Source organism: Aliivibrio finisterrensis (assembly GCF_008933155.1).
Classification (GTDB): Bacteria; Pseudomonadota; Gammaproteobacteria; order Enterobacterales; family Vibrionaceae; genus Aliivibrio; species Aliivibrio finisterrensis.
On sequence record NZ_WBVP01000008.1, the window covers coordinates 138,920 to 161,932 of the forward strand.

22 protein-coding genes are annotated in these 23,013 nt (G+C 39.9%); 7 read left to right on the forward strand and 15 right to left on the reverse strand.

Features of this window, described 5'->3' with window-relative positions; genetic code table 11:
- Positions 1-27 precede the first annotated feature (27 nt).
- Both nagK and F8B77_RS09400 read right to left on the reverse strand, forming a co-directional pair.
- Positions 28-939, reverse strand: coding sequence for an N-acetylglucosamine kinase (nagK, locus tag F8B77_RS09395; RefSeq protein WP_130044577.1), 912 nt, complete (start codon positions 937-939; stop codon positions 28-30).
- Between the two features lie 126 nt (positions 940-1,065).
- Positions 1,066-1,809 carry a tRNA-uridine aminocarboxypropyltransferase gene (locus F8B77_RS09400; RefSeq protein ID WP_151655131.1) on the reverse strand — a complete coding sequence of 248 codons (744 nt, stop codon included), beginning with the start codon at positions 1,807-1,809 and terminating at the stop codon, positions 1,066-1,068.
- Between the two features lie 86 nt (positions 1,810-1,895).
- Between F8B77_RS09400 and F8B77_RS09405 the strand changes: the two genes are divergently transcribed.
- Positions 1,896-2,699, forward strand: a complete 804-nt coding sequence (locus tag F8B77_RS09405) for a sterol desaturase family protein (RefSeq protein WP_151655132.1) — start codon at positions 1,896-1,898, stop codon at positions 2,697-2,699.
- 34 nt (positions 2,700-2,733) lie between these two features.
- Here the strand turns inward: F8B77_RS09405 and F8B77_RS09410 are convergent, their stop codons facing one another.
- Together F8B77_RS09410 and F8B77_RS09415 are read right to left on the reverse strand one after the other, a co-directional pair.
- The gene (locus tag F8B77_RS09410) at positions 2,734-3,423 is read right to left on the reverse strand and encodes a pseudouridine synthase (protein WP_151655159.1); all 690 of its coding nucleotides are present in this window, start codon (positions 3,421-3,423) and stop codon (positions 2,734-2,736) included.
- A 168-nt stretch (positions 3,424-3,591) separates the two neighbouring features.
- Positions 3,592-5,184, reverse strand: a complete 1,593-nt coding sequence (locus F8B77_RS09415) for an AbgT family transporter (protein WP_151655133.1) — start codon at positions 5,182-5,184, stop codon at positions 3,592-3,594.
- Positions 5,185-5,514: 330 nt separating this feature from the next.
- Between F8B77_RS09415 and F8B77_RS09420 the strand changes: the two genes are divergently transcribed.
- The gene (locus F8B77_RS09420; protein ID WP_151655134.1) at positions 5,515-5,991 is read left to right on the forward strand and encodes a C40 family peptidase; all 477 of its coding nucleotides are present in this window, start codon (positions 5,515-5,517) and stop codon (positions 5,989-5,991) included.
- Between the two features lie 69 nt (positions 5,992-6,060).
- Here F8B77_RS09420 and F8B77_RS09425 read toward each other — a convergent pair whose 3' ends face one another.
- Positions 6,061-6,396 carry a DUF3802 family protein gene (locus F8B77_RS09425; protein WP_130047526.1) on the reverse strand — a complete coding sequence of 112 codons (336 nt, stop codon included), beginning with the start codon at positions 6,394-6,396 and terminating at the stop codon, positions 6,061-6,063.
- 272 nt (positions 6,397-6,668) lie between these two features.
- Between F8B77_RS09425 and F8B77_RS09430 the strand changes: the two genes are divergently transcribed.
- On the forward strand, positions 6,669-7,538 hold the full coding sequence (locus F8B77_RS09430; protein ID WP_151655135.1) for a fructosamine kinase family protein: 870 nt from the start codon (positions 6,669-6,671) through the stop codon (positions 7,536-7,538).
- A 180-nt stretch (positions 7,539-7,718) separates the two neighbouring features.
- A complete protein-coding gene (locus F8B77_RS09435; protein WP_151655136.1) occupies positions 7,719-7,922 on the forward strand; it encodes a zinc ribbon domain-containing protein in 204 nt (67 codons plus the stop codon).
- Positions 7,923-7,937: 15 nt separating this feature from the next.
- Here the strand turns inward: F8B77_RS09435 and F8B77_RS09440 are convergent, their stop codons facing one another.
- A complete protein-coding gene (locus F8B77_RS09440) occupies positions 7,938-8,543 on the reverse strand; it encodes a riboflavin synthase subunit alpha (protein WP_151655137.1) in 606 nt (201 codons plus the stop codon).
- Between the two features lie 277 nt (positions 8,544-8,820).
- Here F8B77_RS09440 and F8B77_RS09445 point away from each other — a divergent pair, with 277 nt between their 5' ends.
- Complete coding sequence (locus F8B77_RS09445) at positions 8,821-10,203, forward strand: MATE family efflux transporter (RefSeq protein ID WP_151655138.1); 1,383 nt, start codon at positions 8,821-8,823, stop codon at positions 10,201-10,203.
- Between the two features lie 93 nt (positions 10,204-10,296).
- Here the strand turns inward: F8B77_RS09445 and F8B77_RS09450 are convergent, their stop codons facing one another.
- Positions 10,297-11,286: a tetratricopeptide repeat protein gene (locus F8B77_RS09450; RefSeq protein ID WP_151655139.1), complete on the reverse strand. Its 990-nt coding sequence runs from the start codon at positions 11,284-11,286 to the stop codon at positions 10,297-10,299.
- Positions 11,287-11,300: 14 nt separating this feature from the next.
- A complete protein-coding gene (locus F8B77_RS09455; protein ID WP_151655140.1) occupies positions 11,301-12,617 on the reverse strand; it encodes an anaerobic sulfatase maturase in 1,317 nt (438 codons plus the stop codon).
- A 215-nt stretch (positions 12,618-12,832) separates the two neighbouring features.
- Here F8B77_RS09455 and F8B77_RS09460 point away from each other — a divergent pair, with 215 nt between their 5' ends.
- Positions 12,833-13,618 carry a formylglycine-generating enzyme family protein gene (locus F8B77_RS09460; RefSeq protein WP_208846122.1) on the forward strand — a complete coding sequence of 262 codons (786 nt, stop codon included), beginning with the start codon at positions 12,833-12,835 and terminating at the stop codon, positions 13,616-13,618.
- Positions 13,619-13,671: 53 nt separating this feature from the next.
- Complete coding sequence (locus F8B77_RS09465; protein WP_208846118.1) at positions 13,672-15,366, forward strand: alkaline phosphatase family protein; 1,695 nt, start codon at positions 13,672-13,674, stop codon at positions 15,364-15,366.
- Between the two features lie 50 nt (positions 15,367-15,416).
- Here F8B77_RS09465 and F8B77_RS09470 read toward each other — a convergent pair whose 3' ends face one another.
- The 7 genes from F8B77_RS09470 to F8B77_RS09500 all read right to left on the reverse strand — a co-directional run bounded on the left by F8B77_RS09470 (position 15,417) and on the right by F8B77_RS09500 (position 22,978).
- Positions 15,417-16,331: a LysR family transcriptional regulator gene (locus F8B77_RS09470; RefSeq protein ID WP_167512795.1), complete on the reverse strand. Its 915-nt coding sequence runs from the start codon at positions 16,329-16,331 to the stop codon at positions 15,417-15,419.
- Positions 16,332-16,394: 63 nt separating this feature from the next.
- A complete protein-coding gene (locus F8B77_RS09475; RefSeq protein ID WP_151655143.1) occupies positions 16,395-17,744 on the reverse strand; it encodes a BatD family protein in 1,350 nt (449 codons plus the stop codon).
- A 2-nt stretch (positions 17,745-17,746) separates the two neighbouring features.
- A complete protein-coding gene (locus F8B77_RS09480) occupies positions 17,747-19,444 on the reverse strand; it encodes a vWA domain-containing protein (protein WP_151655144.1) in 1,698 nt (565 codons plus the stop codon).
- Positions 19,437-20,504 (reverse strand): VWA domain-containing protein, encoded by a 1,068-nt coding sequence (locus F8B77_RS09485; RefSeq protein WP_130044593.1) that lies wholly within the window; start codon positions 20,502-20,504, stop codon positions 19,437-19,439. The genes F8B77_RS09480 and F8B77_RS09485 overlap by 8 nt, the downstream gene beginning before the upstream one ends.
- Positions 20,494-21,030 carry a DUF4381 domain-containing protein gene (locus F8B77_RS09490; RefSeq protein WP_151655145.1) on the reverse strand — a complete coding sequence of 179 codons (537 nt, stop codon included), beginning with the start codon at positions 21,028-21,030 and terminating at the stop codon, positions 20,494-20,496. Before F8B77_RS09490 ends, F8B77_RS09485 begins: the two co-directional genes overlap by 11 nt.
- Positions 21,027-21,965, reverse strand: coding sequence for a DUF58 domain-containing protein (locus tag F8B77_RS09495; RefSeq protein ID WP_151655146.1), 939 nt, complete (start codon positions 21,963-21,965; stop codon positions 21,027-21,029). Before F8B77_RS09495 ends, F8B77_RS09490 begins: the two co-directional genes overlap by 4 nt.
- 8 nt (positions 21,966-21,973) lie before the next feature.
- On the reverse strand, positions 21,974-22,978 hold the full coding sequence (locus F8B77_RS09500) for an AAA family ATPase (protein ID WP_151655147.1): 1,005 nt from the start codon (positions 22,976-22,978) through the stop codon (positions 21,974-21,976).
- Positions 22,979-23,013 lie beyond the last annotated feature (35 nt).

Below are 23,013 nucleotides of genomic sequence, written 5' to 3' on the forward strand. Positions count from 1 at the left end.
TTTTCTGTTCTAAATATTGAGTCAAGATTAGTCTTTAATATTTAAGAATGCTGCACCACGAACGCCGCCAGAGTCACCGTGTTTTGCTTTGATAATACGAGGCACGCGACCTACTGATAATAAGTGCTTTGGAAGACGTTTCGGCAACTCTTCATAAATCAATTCAAAGTTTGATAAACCACCACCCAGTGCTACAACATGTGGGTCAAAGCAGGTAAACAGGTTAGCAAAGCAGATCGCTAATAGCTCCATAAAGCGCTCAACATGCTCTACCGCATTCACATCACCTTCGGCATGGGCTTTAATGATATCAATCGCTTTCTTTTGTTCGCCATAATAATGCGCATAAAGTAGTTCAAAACCACGACCAGAAAGGTAGCTATCTAAACAGCCTTTATTACCACAACCACAACCTAATAACGGTGCGTTTTCACCAAGGTGGAACCATGCATCGATTGGTAAACGAGAGTGGCCTAACTCCCCTGCTACATGGCTGTAACCAGAGAATGCTTTACCATCAAAAATTAAACCACCACCAAAACCAGTACCTAAAATTAGGCCCATAACTGATGGAGAGTCTTTTAATTCTTCGTCCCACGCCTCTGATAATGCAAAACAGTTTGCATCGTTATCAATTTTTACTGAACGACCAATTTTTGCTTCTAAATCTTTACGTAAGAATTGACCTTTTGCTGCAGGTACATTACTTGTTAATAAAGCACCCGTTTCAGCGTCTTCCATTCCTGGGATCCCTAAACCGACTTTACCTTCAACGCCAAATTCAGCATCATATTTTGCAATTAAGCCAGCAATGTCATCAACCAATAATGCGTAATCTTCTGTTTGTGTTGGAATTCGTTCAGTGGCAACGCGCTCTAATTTTTCATTAAACGCACCAAATTCAATCTTTGTGCCGCCTACATCAAAACCGTAGTACATAAGGTATCCTTGTCCTAATCTATTTTAAATTTTTTATGGTGTTATCTTACCTAATTTATATAAATACAGACTGTGACCTAGGCGGAATTACCTTCTATTTTGTGTGAAATGTACCTCAAATCCCCATTAGATTTGGTTGCTTTCTTTCAGTTCTGTACGAAAATCAATCAAACGTTTTAACCCCATCCCTCTTTCTGCTCCCTTCACTGGTCGCTTACTGTAAAGGTAATGTTCTCGAAATAGCTCAAACCAACATTCTAGGTGCTTCGCATTTTCTTTTTCACCAAATAAATCCAATACTAAGCTTGCTACTTCTGCCGTGGCTAATTGGTGATCTTTTGATGCTTTACGCATAATGTAGCTAGACAGGTGCTCACTATTAAATGACAGCACAGGTAATTGATGTAGATAAGTACTTTTACGATACATACGGCCCGCTTCGCGCCAACTGCCATCAAGTAAAATAAATAAAGGCGTTTTACCCTCTTCAACCACAATATCATTTGTCACTAGGGCTTTATTTTCAATTTGCTCTTCTGGGAAGATCACAAATGGTTGATACGACTCATCTTGCAATAAAGCGAGCATCTCAGGATTTGGCTCAGTACGAGACCAAAGGTAAGCATGAGTCTCAGGGATTAAGTCGGCAATAAGTTTGCCGGTATTGCTTGGCTTTAGAACTTCAGTATCAAACATGATCAACAAGAAAGCCGCGTTAGATTGAACGTCTGGTTGGTGCTCACAAATACAGTAGTCTTTATGTACTTGGCAGTACTCACAACGGTTCACATTAGCACCACGCGCATTAAAAGGTTTTGTAGAACGTGCTAATCTTTCTTTATGTAATTGATGGACTTTGTGAATACGCATTTGCAATAACCAAGCTATTTATATGGAAAAAAAAGCGCATTTTACTTACAGTATAAGTAATAACAAGTTTAATAAGAGAATTCCGAATGGAAATTAACTGGATTGAATACAATGACCCTCTACGCTTAGGCTTCTTTATCGTTGCATTCATCATTTTTGCTTTAGCTGAATACCAATGGCCACGCAAAGTCTTAACGCAAAAAAAATCTACACGTTGGACTAGTAACATAGGTTTAGTCTTTTTTAATAGCTTGATTCTTCGTCTCACTCTGCCTTTATTAGCCATTGATGCTGCTTTTATTGCACAACAAGAACAATGGGGATTATTTAATTATTTAAACACGCCATCATTTTTAACAGGGCTTCTTTCTATCTTGTTATTGGATTGGTTAATCTATTGGCAACATCGCGCCTTTCATCGTGTTCCTTTATTATGGCGCTTGCATCGAATGCATCATTCAGATCAAGACATTGATGTCACAACAGGGACGCGTTTTCATCCTATCGAGATCATTATCTCTATGTTGGTAAAAATAGCGGCTATTGGTTTACTTGGTATTCCAGTTGAAGCGGTTATTCTGTTTGAAATTACTTTAAACGTCAGTGCGATGTTTAACCACAGCAATCTGTTTATCCCAACGTGGTTAGATCGCTATATTCGAGTGTTATTGGTGACGCCTGACTTCCACCGGGTTCATCATTCTGTTCATATCTCTGAAATGCATAATAATTATGGTTTCTTTTTATCTATTTGGGATCGCATTAGTAAAACCTATTTAGTAAAACCAATAGATGGGCATAAAGAGATGAAAATCGGGCTTGGTTTTTTCAGAAAAGAAAAAGAACAACGCTTAGATAAAATGCTGACGCAACCATTTAGAAATAAATAAAACATGGTAATGAGGTGTTCACAGCACCTCATTCTTATTTGCTAAATGAGTTGACTTCTTCTTCCGTTAAATAGCGCCATTGACCTTCGTTCACATCAAGACTGATCGATCCAATCTTCTCACGGTGTAAAGAGACGACTTTATTACCAATCGCTGAAAACATGCGCTTTACTTGATGAAACTTACCTTCCGTAATAGTAAGTAGAACCTCTTGGGGCGTAATAATATCAAGCTTGGCAGGACGCGTAAGTTGTAATTCACCTTGTAACTGCACTCCGGATGTAAATTGTTTCTCTGCATCTTCTGCTATTGGTTTACGTAAACCCACTCGATACACTTTTTCGCATTTTTTATTTGGTGTAATAATATCGTAAGACCAACGCCCATCATCAGTAATTAATACTAACCCTGTCGTATCTGCATCCAACCGCCCTGCAATATGCAACTCTGCATTATTCCCCTCTTTTATATAGTTAAATAAAGAGGGATAAGCTTCATCAGCATTAGAGCAAATAGTATTCGCAGGCTTATTCATTAACAGATAACGAAAAGGTCGAGCGACTAATTCTTTTCCATCAAGAGTAATGTCATTATTCTCATGAACTTGAGTTGATTCTAGTGTGACAGTGTCACCATTTACTTTTACTCTTCCCTCCAAAAGTAACTCAACCGCTTGGGTTTTCGTTAATTCTGTACTTTTACAAATAAACTTATCTAGACGCATAGAACCACACATTACCACTCATCATGCTGCCATTATCCTTGCTCTATTCAAATAAGCAATCGTATTACAAAAACGAGCGTTCAAAAAAGGCGATCCGAAGATCGCCTTTTTATTTATATGCTTAGGGCTAATTACATACTCAGAGCTAAGCGTTTATTCTATTAACCGTTATGGTGTGTAGAACGTTGCTGCACCCGGACCTACTGGTAAACCGAATACGAATACCCATAGGTAGAACAAGATACTCCAACCAAACATGAACACCATTGAGTATGGAAGCATGGTTGCAATCAGTGTACCGATACCTAGGTTCTTCATGTAACGTGTCGCTACCGCAAGGATAAGACCGAAGTAGCTCATCATTGGAGTGATGATGTTCGTTGTTGAATCACCGATACGGTAAGCCGCTTGAATTGTCTCTGGTGCGTAACCTACTAGCATTAGCATTGGAACAAAGATTGGTGCGGTTACTGCCCACTGTGCAGATGCTGAACCGATCATTAAGTTAATGAAGCCACACATTAAGATGAATGCGAAGAATAGCATTGGGCCAGTAAGACCGATATCTTGTAGGAAGCTCGCCCCACCTACTGCTATCACTTGACCAAAGTTAGTCCACTTAAAGAAAGCAACAAACTGTGCAGCAAAGAATACAAGAACAATATACATGCCCATTGAAGACATTGATGTTGCCATTGCATTGATCACATCACGATCATTCTTCATTGAACCAGTAATTTTACCGTAAACAAAACCAGGAACCGCAAAGAATACAAAGATGAATGCCACAATACTTTTCAAGAATGGAGAGCCTGCAACCGTACCGGTTGCTGAACGTAATACGCCATCTTCAGGAACAATCGTCCATGCAAGTAGTGCACTCACAACAAGAACAGCAACACCTGCAAATTTAAGACCTTTCTTCTCAATAGCAGTTAGCTTACCCATCTTATCATTTGATAAATCTTCTGACGCTTCTTCATCGTTATATTTACCAAGTTTTGGCTCAACAATTTTCTCTGTTACAAACGCACCAGTGATTGCGATAAAGAATGTAGAAACAAACATGAAGTACCAGTTTGCTTCAGGACCAACGGTATAAGTTGGGTCAATCATTTGTGCTGCTGTTTCTGTAATACCAGAAAGCAGTGGATCAACCGTACCGATTAGAAGGTTTGCAGAATAACCACCTGATACACCAGCAAACGCCGCAGCAAGACCTGCTAACGGATGACGACCTAGTGAGTGGAAAAGCATTGCAGCTAGTGGGATAAGTACTACGTAACCAAGCTCAGATGCCGTATTTGAAATAATACCTGCAAATACAACCGTTACTGTAACCATACGCTTAGACGCGCCCATTACCATGCCGCGCATTGCAGCAGATAACATGCCTGAATGCTCAGCGATTGCAACACCAAGCATTGCAACAAGAACCGTACCTAATGGTGCAAAACCGACAAAGTTTTTCACTAGGTTAGTAACGATAAGCTGTAAACCTTCAGCATTGAAAAGGCTAACCACGTGGATCATACCATCAGCGGCTCGGCCTTTTGCCCCTTCTGGGCGAGGGTCCATTACTGATAGTTCAAAGTAGCCAGCAATGCCTGATGAAACTAAAATTGCCACACAAAAGATTGCAAACAGAGTAATTGGGTGTGGTAATAGATTTCCTAAATATTCTACTGAATCAAGAAAACGTGTGAACAACGGCCTTTTTGGCTGCTGTTGATTCTGTTGTTGCGATGCAGACGAACTCATCTGTAACTCCTTGTTTTTGTCTTTCTTTATAATTAAAAACACTCCATTCTGAAATAAATGGTTAAATTATGTGTCTTTTAGTTAAAAGTAAGTACTTCCAAAATTCACGCAAAGGTTACACGATTGTAAAAACCATTAAAAGCTCAAAATGTCACAAAATATTTCATTTGTAGTATTTATAACCATACTTATATCAAAATATGAAACTTACAGTTAACATTGAGCGATAATTACTTACAATAGTCATATGAGCTTGTTTTTATTAATATTGATTTTTTCTATAGAGATAAGTCAGAATAGCAAGGTTGGTTTTATTATCTAGGATTGAACATGACTCGCCATTTTATCTCTATTTTTGCTTTACTCACTTTATTTGGTTGTTCCTCCCCTTCTGAGCCACAGCTTACAAAACAAGAAATTAGCACTCAGCACCCTCAATTATCCACGTCTGATGGGTATCAAGACTATTTTCAAGAATGGCAAGGTGTCCCATACAAATATGGTGGTACAAGCAAGCAAGGCGTGGATTGTTCTGCTTTCACACAAGATGCACTCGGTAGTTTGCATCAACAATGGCTTCCAAGAACGACACAGTATCAAGTTGAAACTGGCGTGAAGGTCTCTTTATCGAATGCTAAGAAAGGCGATCTTATTTTCTTTAAAACTAGCGTAAAAGTAAGGCATGTAGGCGTGTATATTGGAAATAGAGAATTTATGCACGCTTCAACATCAAAAGGCGTGATCATTTCAAGTCTTGATAACCCCTATTGGAAGAAGGCATTTTGGCAGGTTAGACGCGTGTTATAGAAGTCAATAAAAAAGCCAAGTAAATTGAATAACCTTCAATGTACTTGGCTTTAATAGCAATTCTACTAATTATCGGAATGCGCTATCAAATAGGTTTTTAATCAAGCCTATGTAGTCATCTAAGAACATCACTTGCTCATTTGTCGCTTTTTGAACCCAAGCACTTGCTAATACTTCACCTAAATCCGCCACCACAGCATCGGCTTCTCGCAATAAGGTGAATCTCATTTCCGATTCTAGCTCTGGATTTTGAGCAAATACCGTCATTAAATTAGAAGCCACTAGATCAGTCACAATGTCTTCCACAGTTTCTTCCCCAGTATCCCCTTGCTGATTAGCAAAAATAGCTAAATTCTCTGTAAGGTATTCAATTAATGAATGGTAACCTTCAGTATTGACAATCATAATTTATCCACTTGTTATGGTTCATAGCGCTTAAAAAATTAAAGGCTTCTAAACTTATTTTAATATGCATTAGCACAACTTATCAAAATAGAGAATAACACTCAAATCCTTTCCGATTCTATTGACAGCTTAAGTAATTATAAGTGTGATTTTCATACATTACCGTTTATCTAATCAATTGTATTGGTATTATCTGCCATACTTCACAGATATTTATTTGGAATAAACTATCCTTAATGATGTGGTTTTTCAGATAATCAAGAGAGGCAATTATGTGGCAGGCTATAGCAAAACAAATCTCTGACGTAACGGGACGTCCCTTCACTATTTCTGAACGTGAGATCATCACTGGTGGAGAAATTAATGATTGCTATATGATCAGTGATGGCTCTCAGCGTTATTTCGTTAAAATAAATGAACGAGGTGAACTCCCGATTTTTGAAACCGAAATAGAAAGTTTGAATCAACTTGATCATTCCGAACACATCTTTGTCCCCTCTCCACTTCATGTTGGAACCACTAAAAACCACGCTTTTTTAGTCTTAAATTTCTTACCCACCAAACCCATGGATCAGCAAACCTCTTTTGAGCTTGGTGTAAGCTTAGCAAATCACCATTTATGGGGTGACCAGGTCGAATATGGCTTTGATTGTGATACCTATCTTGGTAATGTTCTACAAGTAAATACTTGGCATCGTAAATGGGCCTGTTTCTTTGCAGAGCAACGTATTGGTTGGCAATTACAATTATTGCATGAAAAAGGAATGGAATTTGGTGATATTGAAACATTAGTCAACAACACGAAAAATATCCTACATAACCATCAACCCAAACCAGCACTTTTACATGGCGACTTTTGGCATGGTAATATCGCGTTAAGTGTCAAAGGGCCTATCAGTTATGATCCCGCCTCTTATTGGGGTGATCCCGAATGTGATTTAGCAATGGCAGAGTTATTTGGTGGTTTTCAAGATAGCTTTTTTGACGGGTACCAATCCATCACCCCTATTTCTAATGGGTTTGACACTCGACAACATCTATATAACCTATATTACATTCTTAACCATTGCCTCATGTTTGGTGGAGAATACATGTTTCATGCTCAGCAGCTTATTGATAAGCTTGACTTAAATAAAAAATAGATAATGCAATATATGAGATGGTACTCGCCATCTCATTTTTTATCAATCTAGGCAAAAAAACGTCGATATCATCAATCTTTTCACTTAATTCACTTCAAAAAACAACTCTCTTTTCTACTATGAATGAAGATACACCAAAGTACATATTCGTAATTGCGGAACAATAATAAGGAGTTTGTTGTGAATAATTACACTAACCATAATATCCAGTGTCCAAACTGTCATCAGTCCATTGATATGGTGATTGACCAAAAACAATCAAATAAAACCGTTTATGATGACTGTCCATCTTGCTATCGCGCAATTGAATTCACGATGGAGATAAACCCTCAAAATCAATCAATAAATCTAACGACTAATAATGAGGAAGATGGACTCTTTTAAGTTATTTCTAACTCATTATTGATTCGCTAACACTCGCTCTACGGTGTCTACTATTGCTTGTGTTTGCGGATCGATTTCTAAATTAATTTTATCACCGATAATTCGCTTACCTAGGTTGGTTCTTTCTAACGTTTCAGGGATCAAATTAACATTAAAGCCTTTCTCATCAATATCACCAATGGTTAAACTAATACCATCCACCCCAATGTAGCCTTTATGTAAAATATACTTTGTCCACTGCGGCGCAACATCAAACCAGATCTGACAGTTTTCTGTCGTTTTATTAATCTCTCGTACCGCCATCACATCTACAATATGACCTGACATTGAATGGCCGCCAATTTCATCACCAAAACGGGCTGCACGTTCAATATTAATAAACTGCCCTACTTCTAACAAACCAAGATTGGTTAAACGCAGCGTCTCTTCAATTAAATCAAAAGAAATAAGATGCCCATCGATTTTAGTTACGGTTAAGCAGCACCCATTATGGGCAACAGACGCACCAATTTCTAATCCTTGATGATATGGCGCAGGTATTTCTATTACATGGGTTTGAAATTTCTCTTTCTTTACTATTTCAATTACTTTTGCAGTTGTCGCAACAATCCCAGTAAACATCACTCTCTCCTATCAATACCATCAAATACATTGAATCGTTTTATTTGACTTTGGCTATTTTAAAAATATCTACGATACGTTGAATATTTCATTTTGTGAAGTCTCTCTTAATCTATATACTGTCCACTTTCTGCTTACCTTTAACAGTTTCCTCTGTTCGAAGCACTCAATCAGACCTTTTTTCTTTTGCGATATTTACTAGCGCAAAATGAACCCGCATTAATGCTCTTAAATACATTTATGCCCTTTTTACATTAAAAATTTGTACGGTGAATCAGTGCACAGATACCAAACAGAAATCGTTCGATTAATTAAATTATCAACACCAGTCCTAATTGCGAGTATCGCTCAAACAGGCATGGGTTTTGTTGATACCGTTATGGCTGGTGGCGTCAGTGCGACCGACATGGCAGCGGTTGCAATTGCAGCAAGTGTTTGGCTTCCATCAGTATTATTTGGTGTTGGCTTATTAATGGCGTTAGTGCCTGTTGTGGCTCAATTGAATGGCTCAGGAAAATCTAAAAAAGTCCCATTTGAGATCCATCAAGGTATTTACTTAGCGTTAATCGTTTCTGTACCGATTATGCTTATCCTTTATAACGCTGGCTTTATTATTGCGGCTATGGATGTAGAACCTGAGTTATTTGAAAAGACTCAAGGGTATTTACATGCTGTGCTATGGGCTGCTCCTGCGTTTTTATTATTCCAAGCATTACGTAGCTTCTGTGAAGGCTTATCTTTAACTACGCCAGCAATGGTTATCGGCTTCATTGGTCTAGCAGCTAACGTGCCGCTAAACTGGATGTTTGTATATGGTGAGATGGGAGCTCCAGCATTAGGCGGTGTTGGCTGTGGTGTTGCGACTGCTATTGTGTATTGGTTAATGTTTATCACCATGGTGATTTATACGTTTATTGCGCCTAAATTACGTCGTGTAAATTTATACGAAACATGGAATAAGCCACAAGCGAAAGAGATTTATCGTTTATTCAAATTAGGCCTACCTGTTGCTCTTTCTATCTTCTTTGAAGTGACGTTATTTGCAGCGGTTGCCTTATTAGTGTCACCATTAGGATCAATTGTTGTAGCTGCACACCAGGTTGCGATTAACTTCTCATCGTTGATCTTCATGGTGCCAATGAGTATTGCGATTGCCGTTAGTATTCGCGTTGGTCATAAATTGGGTGAAAACGATCTTGAAGGTGCTAAGATTGCAAGCTTCTGTGGATTGGCTTTTGGTTTGCTAATGGCATGCTGCACTGCGATATTAACTTTATTATTCCGTGAGCAGATCGCATATCTATATTCTGACAACAAAGAAGTAATTGAATTGGCGGTAAGCCTTATGCTTCTTGCTGCTATTTACCAATGTACTGATGCTGTTCAAGTGGTTGCCGCTGGTGCACTTCGTGGCTACAAAGACATGACGGCTATCTTTAAGTGTACGTTTGTTTCTTACTGGATTGTAGGTTTACCTGCGGGCTACGTTCTTGGTATGACAGATTGGATCACTGAGCCGATGGGTGTTTATGGCTTCTGGTTTGGCTTTATTGGCGGTCTAACGACTTCTGCGATTTTATTAAGCTTACGTTTACGTTGGCTGCAAAAGAACCCTACTAAAATCAATATGGAAGTGGATGAACTGCAAATAGTGCACTAATTCAAACAAGTATAAACAGCAAAGCCCGAGGTATTAATACCTCGGGCTTTTTTATTATTAACAGTACTAATACCAATCTACATAAGCATTTGATTATTTTTGTTTTTCTTTTAGTTGAGTAATTACATAGTCAGGGGCAACCTTTGCTAGCTCAACTAAACAGGCATCTGCCTTTTCATTTCCATAGCGCACGTAAATATCACATACCGCATAAAGTTGTTCCGGTGAGCCTGAAATCAAATACGCCTTCTCAAACGATTCTGTCGCGGTTTTCAAGTCAATATCTTCGTGCAACACGCCATTTAGGTACCAATAATAACTGTTGTTATCTGCCAGTTCTGCTGCTGTTTTAATCGACTGCGCTGCTTGCGTTTTTTGATCTAAACGTACCTGAGTTAACGCTTTTGAGTAATATAGACTCGCCTCTTTTGGTAATTGAACAATCGCTTTATCTAATACCAATAAAGCTTGCTCATCTTGGTTCTGTGCTCGGTAATTGTCCGATAAATTCAACCATATTTTCGAATTGTTAGGCTCTATCTTCACAAGCTTCTGATAAATATCATCGGCTTCAGACCACTCACCATGCCAACGATAGGCATCTGCTAACAGTAATTGGTCAGCACTGTTTTTTTGTTTTGCCAAATATGCGGTTACTTCTTGATATGGCGCTTCAATTTGAGCTTGCTGAGATGCCGACATCTGGTTGTATTCACGAAGCAAATTTGCCGTTGCTGCCATACGAACGCTCAACTCAGAATCCGTTAATAACGGCGATACTATCTGCCAGCGATGTTTAAATTGGTATAAATCAGATCCTATCACTGCCGCTTCGCGGATCATGGGGTCAGGATCTTTTAATCCTCTTGCTACGGCAACTAAACTGTTTTGATTAGGATAACGCGCTAATTGACGCAACGCCTCTGCGCGCTTCTCTGTACTCTCATTTTTATTTTGTGCCGTATAAGCCAATTGTTGCTCTGGTGTCATATTTTGCAGTGAATCTGTCGCATAGGTTGGCGTTGCAATTGCAAATAAACTAGCCAGCCCTAGTGCGGCGCATTTTTTCAGTAATGGTTTCATTCTCTTCCCCTCCATTAAAACTTAGTTGGAAACGCAGAAGATTGCGCTTGCTGTCGAGCCGCATCACTAAACTTTCCATGTTGAACTGGATTGCCTAGCATTCTTAAGATATACGCAATTGATTTATCCGCATGAGCAAAAAACTTCTTCCAACCAGCGCATAGATAGTTTAACCCCGGCTCACCGTCACGTGTTTTAATAAATCTATTTTTAGGACACTCGCCATGACAGGCAAATTTATAATCACATTGCTGGCATTGAGTAGTTAATGTTTTCGCTTTAGCAAAGCCAAACTCTTGCTGTTTACGACTGTACGCTAGTTCATCTAATTCTTGAGTATGGATATTGCCAATTTTATATTCTGGATAAACATAATGGTCACACGCAAATACATCGCCGTTATGCTCCATTGCTAAGCCTTTTCCGCAAATCTCACCCAAAGTACATAATGGGTTTTTACGCCCCATCCAGGTTTCGACACTGGCTTCAAAATATTGAACGAACACTTTGCCTAAATCATGCTGGGCCCATTCATCAAATACTGCAATTAGGAAATTACCCCATGCTTCATCTGAAACACACCAAGGTTCCATTATTGATTCTTTGTTTCCCGGAATAAGGCGTTTATCACCTTGACGCAATTGCGCTGCCAGTTGCTCTGTTTGTGGCGCTACCGTTCTAAAGGTTTTTTGTTCAACAATCGGAATAAACTGCATTTGTGGCGATTTCACCACATCACGCAAGAATCGATACACTTCTAATGGATTTCGGCTCGTTAAGTTATTTACACAGGTTAAGGTCGCAAATCTCACATTGTGTTTATGCAATAAATCCACCGCTTTCATCACTTGGTTAAAGGTTCCTCTACCGGCTTTATTAGTACGGTACGCATTATGTAATAGCTCAGGGCCATCAATACTTAAACCAACTAGAAAATTATTTTCGGCAAGAAACTCACACCATTTATCTGTTAGCAAGGTGCCGTTAGTTTGTAAATCGTTAGAAATCAAAATTCCTTCAGGCTTATATTTCTTTTGAAACTCTACAATTTTCTTAAAGTAATCTAAACCTAGTAATGTTGGCTCTCCACCTTGCCAAGAGAAAATGATTTCAGGAGTATTTTGACCTTCAATGTATTGACGAATATACGTTTCTAATGTCTCGTCATCCATTTGTGGTGAGCAGCCTTTTTTGTATTCAAGTAAGTCCTCTTTACTTAAATAATAGCAATACGTGCAATCAATATTACACACAGCACCAATGGGTTTTGCCATGACATGTAATCGTTTTGAAGCCTTACCCTGAAACTGAGGACCTTGAGTAATGATCATATTGATTCCTATTGATAATGAGTATTTGATTTGAGAAAAAGAACTTACCTAACAAACCTATTAGCCACCCTTTATAGCCGGTTGTTAAGTAAGTTCTAACTCCATAATAAACAAAAAGAACATTGGTATTAGTTATACACGTTATTCCATTTTGGAAAGTCTTTTCACTGTATGATAAATACTCAATCATTACTGTTGAGAATGTCATGTTTAGAATCTCTTTTTTAACCAATTTTAAAACATTATTTACCACCTTATTTCTTAGTTCAGTGCTAGCAGGATGTGCAACCGCGCCACCACACCCTGTCACTCAAAAAATAGAAGAGACGATGGTCTATGTTGAAGGTGGCATATACGTTATGGGTTCAGACTCTCCATCGGCTACAAAAGCAGAAAAGCCTGCTCACCTTGTCTCGGTTAATGATTTCTATATTTCAAAATTTGAAGTCACTCAGGAATTATTTGAATCGGTAATGGGCTCATCACTCAGTTATTTCCAGTCCCCAGACATTCCCGTAAATAACTTAAGCTGGCAGCAAGCCAATTACTTTATTGAAAAGCTCAATCAACTGACAGGTGAAACGTACCGTCTTCCAACAGAAGCAGAGTGGGAATATGCCGCTCGAGGAGGAAATCTAAGCCAAAACTACACTTACAGTGGCTCAAACAACATTGATGATGTCGCATGGTTTACCGACAACGCCAATAATCAAGCTCATCCCGTTGGAATGAAGCAACCCAATGAACTTGGCTTATATGATATGACAGGCAATGTGGGCGAGTTTGTTAGTGATGCTTATGACGATACTTTTTATCGTTTTTCTCCAACCGATAATCCAAATAATGCACGAGATGAAGCAAGTGGCTTAGCGCACAAATCAGTGCGAGGTAGCAGCTTTTCTTATAAGGCAAATGAATCAGAAAATTACCGCCGAGATTTCGCAAGCCAGTCCATTATCATGGCAGATATGGGGCTACGCTTAGTAAGAGATGCAAAGTAATCAACACTTAAAATTACCAATAAAAATTTACTCTTTTGGCAAGGAATAAAAACATGAAGAATAACGTATTACATTGTCTCGCACTTGCTGGGGTAATGATGACCCCAGGAACCGCACTGGCGAATGATAACAACCCTAAACTAATCTTACAAATTACCGTAGATGGCCTTCGCGGTGATTTGTTAGAACGCTACAAAGCGAACTTTGGCGAAGATGGTTTTCGCTACTTAATGGAAGATGGTACTTATTATACCAATGCCCATTACCAACACGGAAATACCGAAACGATTGTTGGACATGTCTCACTTGCTACAGGAGCGCCACCAAGTGTTCATGGCATGGTTGGAAATGTGTGGTATGACAGAAACGAAGAGCGCTTGGTCTATAACGTTGAAGATGGCAACTACAGCATGCTTACTTCCGGTGCTGGTGTAAATAAATCAACCGAGATCGACCCAACTCAAAAGGTCGCAACCCAAGATGGTCGTTCTCCTGAGCCAATTTTATCTACCACATTTAGTGACGAACTCGCGATAGCAAGCAATGGTGAATCAAAAATATTCTCGGTATCAGTAAAAGACCGTGGCGCTATTTCGTTAGGTGGTCATTCAGGGAAAGCGTTTTGGTTCTCTAAAGCACAATCAGAGTTTGCGACCAGTAATTACTATTATGATGAGTACCCTGCATGGGTAACTGCATGGAACCAACAAAAAGTACCTAACCAATATTCAGGAAAAAAATGGGCATTATCACTGCCTGAAGATAAATATACTCTAAAAGAAGGCAATCCCGATTACAAAGTTGACCTTGCCGGATTTAAACGCACCTTCCCTCACCCTTATGGCCCTGCAAGCTATAGATACTACAGCACCATGCTAACACTTAGCCCTGCTGGAGATGAAATCACAGGGAACTTTGCTGAAACTCTGCTTAAAGAAGAAGACTTAGGCAAAGGAAAGTTTACGGATTATCTTGCTGTGAGTTTCTCATCAAATGACTATGTGATTCATATGTATGGCCCATCAAGTTTAGAAACAGAAGACAACTTAATTCGATTAGATAAAACCATTGCAAACTTACTTAAAAAAGTCGATAAGCAAGTTGGGTTGAAGAATACATTGATTGTGCTGTCAGCCGATCACGGTGTGCCTGAAGCCCCTGCTACGATTAATGCGTTAGGGGCAAATCAAGCTGCTTATTTCAATCAACACACCCTAATTTCCCCAGAGTTACTTGCGCGTTTAAAAAGCGAATTTGGCTTAGAGAAAGACGCTATTCGTTTATATGCTCAACCTTATGTGTATTTAAATCATGAAGTAATCAAGAAGAAAGGCATAGCGTTAGATAAGGTACAAAAAGTAATAGCAGAAGAACTGTTAAAAGTGAAAGGCATTGCGTATGCGGTAACAAGCTCAGATATTGAGAAAAACCAAGTACCAAACACTCACACCATGCAACTGGTGAAAAACAACTATCATCCGATGCGATCAGGTGATGTTTATGTGGTTTATAACCCTAGAAACTACATTAATGACATGGACGGGTTAACCATTGCATCTACTCATGGCTCACCTTGGCGTTATGATACTCATGTTCCGGTTATCTTTGCTGGATATAATATTAATGATGAAAAAGTAAGTCGCGAAATTACCCCTTACGATATTGCACCAACCTTATCGAATGTTTTAGGTATCACGCAACCAAGTGGCGCAACTGGTGAGGTTTTGAAAGAAGTGACTCAACATTAAATACCGCCATCAAAAAAGCAGCCTTATTATTGGGCTGCTTTTGTATCAATTTACTTAATTTCGTTAAATTCGGCTTTGGCTACTTTTTGTATTTGTTGTCTCAACCAACGATGTCCACTTTCTGTTGTTCTACTTGGGTGCCAAATAGTACATAAATCGTGCTCTTGTTTCTCAAACGGTAAATCCAACGCTTTTAAATTATAGTAGTTACCCAAGCCATCCACCGCAGATTTTGGCATCAATCCTATCATCTCTGTAGAGCCAATAATGGGCATCATTTCTAATGCACCTGAGGCTCTAATTACGATATTCCGCGCTTCCAGCTCTTTAATGTCTTCTCCATTAAGTAAGCTGCTTCGGCTATGCCAACGAGAAGCTGCCACATGCTCTTCTTTTAAAAACTCTTCAAGTGAAATAGACGTTCCTATCCTTGGGTGATCTTTGCTGCACACGACCATCAGTTTTTCAGAATATACGACTTCTGATTTCAACATAGTTCTACCACGGATAGCCATGTCTATGACTAAATCATATCGCTGTAAGCGCAAATCAGCCTCAAGATCCTCGGTAAATTGAGGATGTATTTCTAACGCAATATGAGGCGCAGCCTGTCGAATTTGACGCACTAATCTTGGAATAAAAGAATGAGTTACCGTAGAGACAACGGCAATAGAAAAGATACGATTAGATGTTTTAGGATCAAACTCTCTTGACGCTGACAGTGTTGAAGTGAAATTTTTGAGTGCCGCCGACATCGCAGGATAAATATCAGAGGCAAAGACCGTAGGCTCTACCCCTGTTGTGCTGCGGTGAAAAAGCGGGTCATCGTAAATTTCACGTAACCGCTTTAGCGCTTTACTTACTGCTGGCTGGCTAATATCCATTCTGGCCGCAGCTTTTGATAGGTTACTTTCTTCATAAATAGCGACAAAGATAGGGATCAAATTTAATTCAGTACTTTTCATAATAACCGTCATGGTCTATTTATCCTGATTTCACTGTATATCATTGATAAATAGACACAAGCGCTATTCTTTAGTTTTGTGTGATTTCTCTTGAACATCGGTGTTTTTAGCAAGGTAATGCTCTCGATATTTATCCAACTGAGGAAGTGCTCTTTTAGGTGTTAATCTAGTAAATAAAACGATTAACGGACTCGATAAAACATTGACCTTCTTCCAAACCGCTCGCGATAGTGACACTGTCACTTTTTCACTTTGAAAATCTGTCGAGTCTTGCTGCCACTCATTAACCTGAGAATGCTTTTTAAGCTCAAGTTGCTGATGCTGTTGTCGTAACACACGATAAAGCAATACTCTTACCTGGCTCCATTGACTATGCTTAACCGCCCTTGAATAGATCCACCACCCCGGTAAAGGGTGCGTTTTATAATAATGTCTTATTCGTATAGCAACAAACCCAAAGAGAATGACACCGGCTGCTACTCCCAAAACTAAGTTCCAGTAGGTTTTTAACCACGATTGAAGTGTGTGTGAAACCTTAACCGTTTCTCCAGCTACCTCAATGGTTTTTAGTTGCTGAGCATCCAAATCCCACCATGTTAATTGATAGGAAGGAAAAGTGAGATCACCTCCAGCCTGCAGCACATACACACTCGACTCTTTACGTTCTGAAAAATAATCACCGCGCGTTTGAGAGTCTGAAAGTTGATTGGGTTGCGGGTAGCTTTGGTACTCATTACTAGAAGAACTATTTATTATATTAGGCAGTAGCATCGCTAAGGTATCTTCACCTCTAATAGTGAGTATTCGAGTTATTGTATCTCCGACTTTTAACTCCTCACTTGAGCGATTCCATTGCTGATCAATGCTTAGATTACGTCCAGATACCCAAGTTTGATCGTCCGTTAATAACCCGGATGGTATTGCTGCTGTAAATTGCTGTGGTGCACTGTATAAGGTGCCTGATACATTACCGCCTCCCTCACGTGAAACCTCGATATTCACTTCGGTAGAAGGCACCACAAAGCGCCCTTTCTCTTGCGGGTATAAGGTAATTTCCCAACGTTGGTGACTCCAAGTGATCCCATCTTTTCGTTCCGTAAAATTGGTCGCTAACGTATTTCGCTGCTTAGTCACGACATTCGGGATCTCAATATTGGCAATACGAGTGCCACTGGTAAACCATCTTGGTGTTGCAACTTCAATATAAAGAATGATTTGCTCATTGACCGCGTAGCGAGGCGTTTTAAGTGATGTATCCTTATTAGCTGGCTCACTAAGCCACGTTTTTATTACCACTCGGTCTGATTTATTTAACTCATTTATTGATGTCGCGTGCGTTGGAAAGCTAAAACCCGCAACTATCATAATAACGAAGAGCATTAGATGAGTTGTGCTTTGTTTACTAATGGTCATCTTCACTTCTCCTTCACTGTATCTGTTGCGTGATTGCGCGTTTGTTCGTATCGTTGCAGTTGAAACTTAGCACGTAAGAAGTATTTCGGATCAGCCTCAACTCTACGTAACCATTTATCGGCTAATTCTTGACTGCCCAAAATCTCATTGGCATTGAGACTCTCTTTTGTCATTAAAGAGGCATCAACCTCTTCATCGGCACCATCACCGGTTTTAGGTTGATCTTCTGCTAACTCAAACGACTCTTCTGGACCATCGGTTGTGCTTTTTTGACTTTCACTGGTACGGTTTACTTCATCGACAATACCTTGCATTACAGACAAATTATTTTCCGTTTTTTCTCTTAATTCGGAGTCAATATCCTCTGTTAATAACCCCTGGAAAATATCCCGCGCTGCTACATATTCTCTTTGTCTTGCTAGCGCGTTTGCCGCATTAAACAGGCCTAAATCAGACTTCACTTGTAAAAATGCGCTGTGGGCTAATTGATATTCTCCCGCATAGTAATACGCCGTCCCTTTTTTAAGTGGGTCTTGGTACTGTTTTGCCGCTTTTAAATAGTCTGATTGTTCGAAATACCATTGTCCTTGTTGATCTGCCGTCAACCATAAATCCATCCAGCCATCAGTGATTTTTTGCCATAATGTCACCGTACTCACCGGCTCTTCAGTTTTGACTTTTAAACTCACGTTTTCAGCGTAGGTTGGCGTTGAATATAAGGTTGGAAAAACCACACATACCACTAAACACCATTTCACTAACCAACCTTTTCTAAACCATGAAAGCATCAATAACGCGACCAAGAACAGTAAATAGTAACCCATGTCTTTCCACGGCATCGCTGACTCATTATTCAACTGCATATGACGCTGAATTTTATTATTTAATGATTGAATATCACGATCATCAACCGTCACTTCCACCACGCTACCATTGCTTTTTCGTGCTAGCGTTTGTAATGAAGATAAATCCATTGGGTTATCACTCACTTTATCTTTATTACCTGCCGCTAGCACCAATAGTTGATGTGAGCTATTTTGAAAATACTCTTCATACGCTTGAATCGTCTTAGGATTAACACCGTCACTGATCAGTAAAACGGTTCCTGCGCTGTTATCACCAAGTTGTGGTTCTATTAATGCTAGTGCACTCTCTGCACTCTTCCCTTCAACTGGCATAATATCTGGGTTAATTGCAGCTAAAAACGGAGCAAAAACGGAGTTATCTTTGGTTAATGGCATGGCTAAATGTGCGGATCCGGAGAATACGACAAGCCCGGTTTTTCCACCTTTTCGCTCGTTAAGTAAATCTCGGATCTTCTGTTTCGACCGTTCTAATCGACTCGGGGCTAAGTCTTTTTGCAACATCGATGGGCTGTTGTCTAATACAATTAACAACGCCGCTTTATCTTCACCAAACGGGGACGGTTCACGCTCCCAAGTTGGCCCTGCACACACGATAATAGCAATAAACATAGAAACACTGAGCAACTTGAGCGGAAGCTGTTTTTTCCACCCCATATCATTGATGGTTAATGCCGAACGCAAATGATCGGGTAATACATCTTGCCATTCATTCTTACTGTCCTGCTTCCAACGTAAATAAACTAATAGTGCAAGAGGAAGTAAAACCAATAGCCACCAAGGTCGAATAAAATGAAACTGCTCAACGATTTGTTGCCACATAAGAGAATCAAACATCCGCCTCTCCTGCTTTAAAATAACGTTTAACAGTCACTAAGCTAAACGCCAATAAATACATAATAACGATCAACATTACTGGGTAGTAATGTATTGATTGCTTTGGACGATAAGTCGTACTCTCATACAATTGCGGTTCTAATTTTCCAATTTCATCATAGGCCAAACTTAATTCGTCACGGTTCATCGCCTCAAATGCATTACCACCGGATAATTTAGCTACGCGATTTATGACTTCCATATCAAGGGCTTGTTCACCCACGGTTTTTGGGTCCCCCATCGCTATCATATGAATACGAACCCCTTTCGCAGCAGCGACTTTTGCGGCATCTATTGGTTCAACATAACTGCCTGTGTCATTACCATCGGTTAGTACAATTGCAACTTTTTCTCTTGGTTTTATATCAATCGTATTATCTAGTTTTACCGCCGTTTCATCGTCACCACTTTGCTCGAATACTTTTATCGCTAAACCAATAGCATCTCCTAAATGGGTACTTTGCCCAGCCATTGCCACATCGGTTTGATTAAGCAATTCAAGCCAAACTTTTTGATCAGCGGTAAATGGCGTTTGAACAAAAGCCGCATCGCCAAACAAAATGAGCCCTAAACGATCGCCTTTTCTGGTTTTCACAAAATCGGATAACACCTCTTTAGCAGCGTCTAAACGTGAAATGGATTGGCGCTCACCATTATCAGTTCGAGTAGAAGAAACGAAGTCTCGCTCAGCCATTGAGCCAGATAAATCGACCACAACCATAACATCTCGTCCTAATTGCTCACGGGTTTGAGGCTCTCCTAAAATGGTCGGTTTGGTTAACGCTAAAACCAATAGCCCCCAAGATAAAATCAAAATCGCTTTTTGCCACACACTAGGAGTCAGCTGACTTGCCCCATCAGATGGTGTCTCATCTAAGGCTTTAGCAACCACATCAAAGAATGGAACCTTTATGGCTGATTGACGAGTGCGATAAGCAGGAATAAACCAATAAATAACCATTGGTAGTGGCAGTATCCACCACCAATACGGGTTCGCAAATTCAAGTTGATCAATTAACATTCGCTTCCCCCTGATGATGACATAACCACGCTTCACATACGGTAAGTAATTGCTGTAACTCTTGAAACGTTAATTGATTTTTACTCTGAACTAACGCTTTCATCCACCCTTTACCAATGTCATCATCAAAAGGGGTCAAACTTTGCGGAAAATAACCATCGATTACGCAAAGAAAATCATGACCAAAAACAGGAGCATGTTGAGGATTCAGATAAACAACCGCAGCTTTCATCACCTCAAATAAATCATGAGTTAGTTGCTGACTCACTTGCGACTTATTCGACATTTTCGCTTGCTCATCAAGCCTTACCTTCATGGAAATAACGAGTATTAAAGCTTCACGACGATAGCGATTTCCCCACCACTTTTTTCCCCACTTTATGGCTTTGTAGAGACTAAAAGCGACCAAAGTAATAGCGATTATTTTCCACCCTAACGTTTGAGGAAACCAGCTGACATGTTCAGGGGTAACCACTTCACTCAGATCTCTTAATATATAGCTGCTTGGTGGTGTATGAAGGCTCATCGACGACCTCCTACAGCACGTTTAAATTGTTCGATATGCGCACCTGACGTGTCTGTCTCGATAACGGGCAACCCTTTTGCAGCCATGAGTTGGATCAATTGTTCTCTTTTTAAACTTTGCTGTTCACTTAACCCTTTATTGGCTAAATCAAACTTCTTCGCCTCATTAATACTAATTTGCAATGAACCATCGCCAACAACCCAGTCGTTATGTAATGCTGGAAGATGGGATTCAAAAGGATCAGAGATAAGCACACCAAGTACGTCGTTATGCTTTTGAAGGTGCTTTAAATGGGTAATATCATCCGGTGTAGTGCCATGCCAATCACTAAAAATGATGATTGTCGTTTCTTTTAATTTTAGGCTTCCTAATAAGATGACAAATTGAGAGAAACTCACCGCATCACTGTCTTTACTCATCACATCTAACGACTGATTTGTATTGGCTAACAACTTCAATCGATGGAGTAAATCCCCTTGGGATCGTTTTGCGGTTAACCAATGCAGTTTCTCTGTTGATTGAAGAACAAACCCCACTCGATCACTGTCTTGTAATATTCGCCAAGCCGTTAATGCTGCAAGCTCTGCTGCAACGACCGATTTCATGGTATCGACAGATGAGAAGTACATGCTACTGCGTTGATCGACACAAATAATAAAATGACGATCTTTCTCTTCAGTATAGGAACGAACATGAGGCTTACCGGTTCGCATCGTGACTTTCCAATCCAGATTACGAATGTCATCACCGAGTTGGTAATGTCTTAGCTCTTCAAAATTTAAACCTCGCCCCCGAAAAATAGACGAATGGCGGCCAGACAACGCAGTGCCTGATTTTAAATTCGGTAATAAACTGAACGCCCTCGCTTGGGATTGCAGTTTAATTAGCTTACTGTAATCACAATGTATTCGTGGATCAGTACTTTTATCCTTCATAAAAAGCCCTACCCAATAACAACGTGATCCAATAACTCATTAATGACTTGCTCTTGCGTTACGCCATCCGCCAACGCGTCGTAGCTCAAGGTTACACGATGCCCCAACACAGAATGAGCCATTGCTCGTATATCATCTGGTTCTACGTAATCTCGACCTTGCAACCACGCATAAGCTCGCGCACATTTATCCAGTGAGATAGACGCTCGAGGGCTTGAGCCTATTTCAATCCAACGAGATAAATTAGACTCGTTATAACGCTCAGGTTTACGTGTCGCCATAACTAAGGCGACGATATATCGCTCACTGATCTCAGAGACTTCAATTTGAGATAACTTGCTTCTTGCTTGCATGACGACAGAAGGATCAAGCTGAATATTAACTGCGCTTTCTGACTTATCCTCCTTTTTTTCCGCTGCCTGCTTTTGAGAAGATTCTTCGCCGCGAACAAGGCGTATAATGTCTAATTCTGCCTCATCATCAGGGTAATCAACAGAAACCTTCATGATAAATCGATCCATTTGCGCTTCTGGCAATGGATATGTACCTTCTTGTTCTACTGGGTTTTGTGTGGCGAGTACCATGAAGAGTTCAGGTAAGGTGTGCGTTTGATCGCCAACGGTGATCGTTCCTTCCGCCATCGCTTCTAATAATGCCGCTTGTACTTTAGCTGGCGCTCGATTAATTTCATCCGCCAATACTATGCTGTTAAAAATAGGCCCCGGTTGAAAATGCAGTTGTGGTTTACCGTTTAACTCTTGATACACCTCAGTACCCGTGACATCCGATGGAAGGAGATCTGGTGTAAATTGAATCCGCCCAAACGAGGTATGTAAGTTGTCTGCTAATGATTTAACGGAACGTGTTTTAGCGGTTCCCGGTAGGCCTTCAAGCAGTACATGACCTTGAGTTAATAACCCAATAACCAACGAGCGTACCACGTGAGACTGACCAATAACGGACTGTTCAACCTGTGTTATCAATGTATTTATTGCCTGTTGGGTTTGATTCATGTTTGCTCCCTATCCTAACGAGATAAATTTTATCT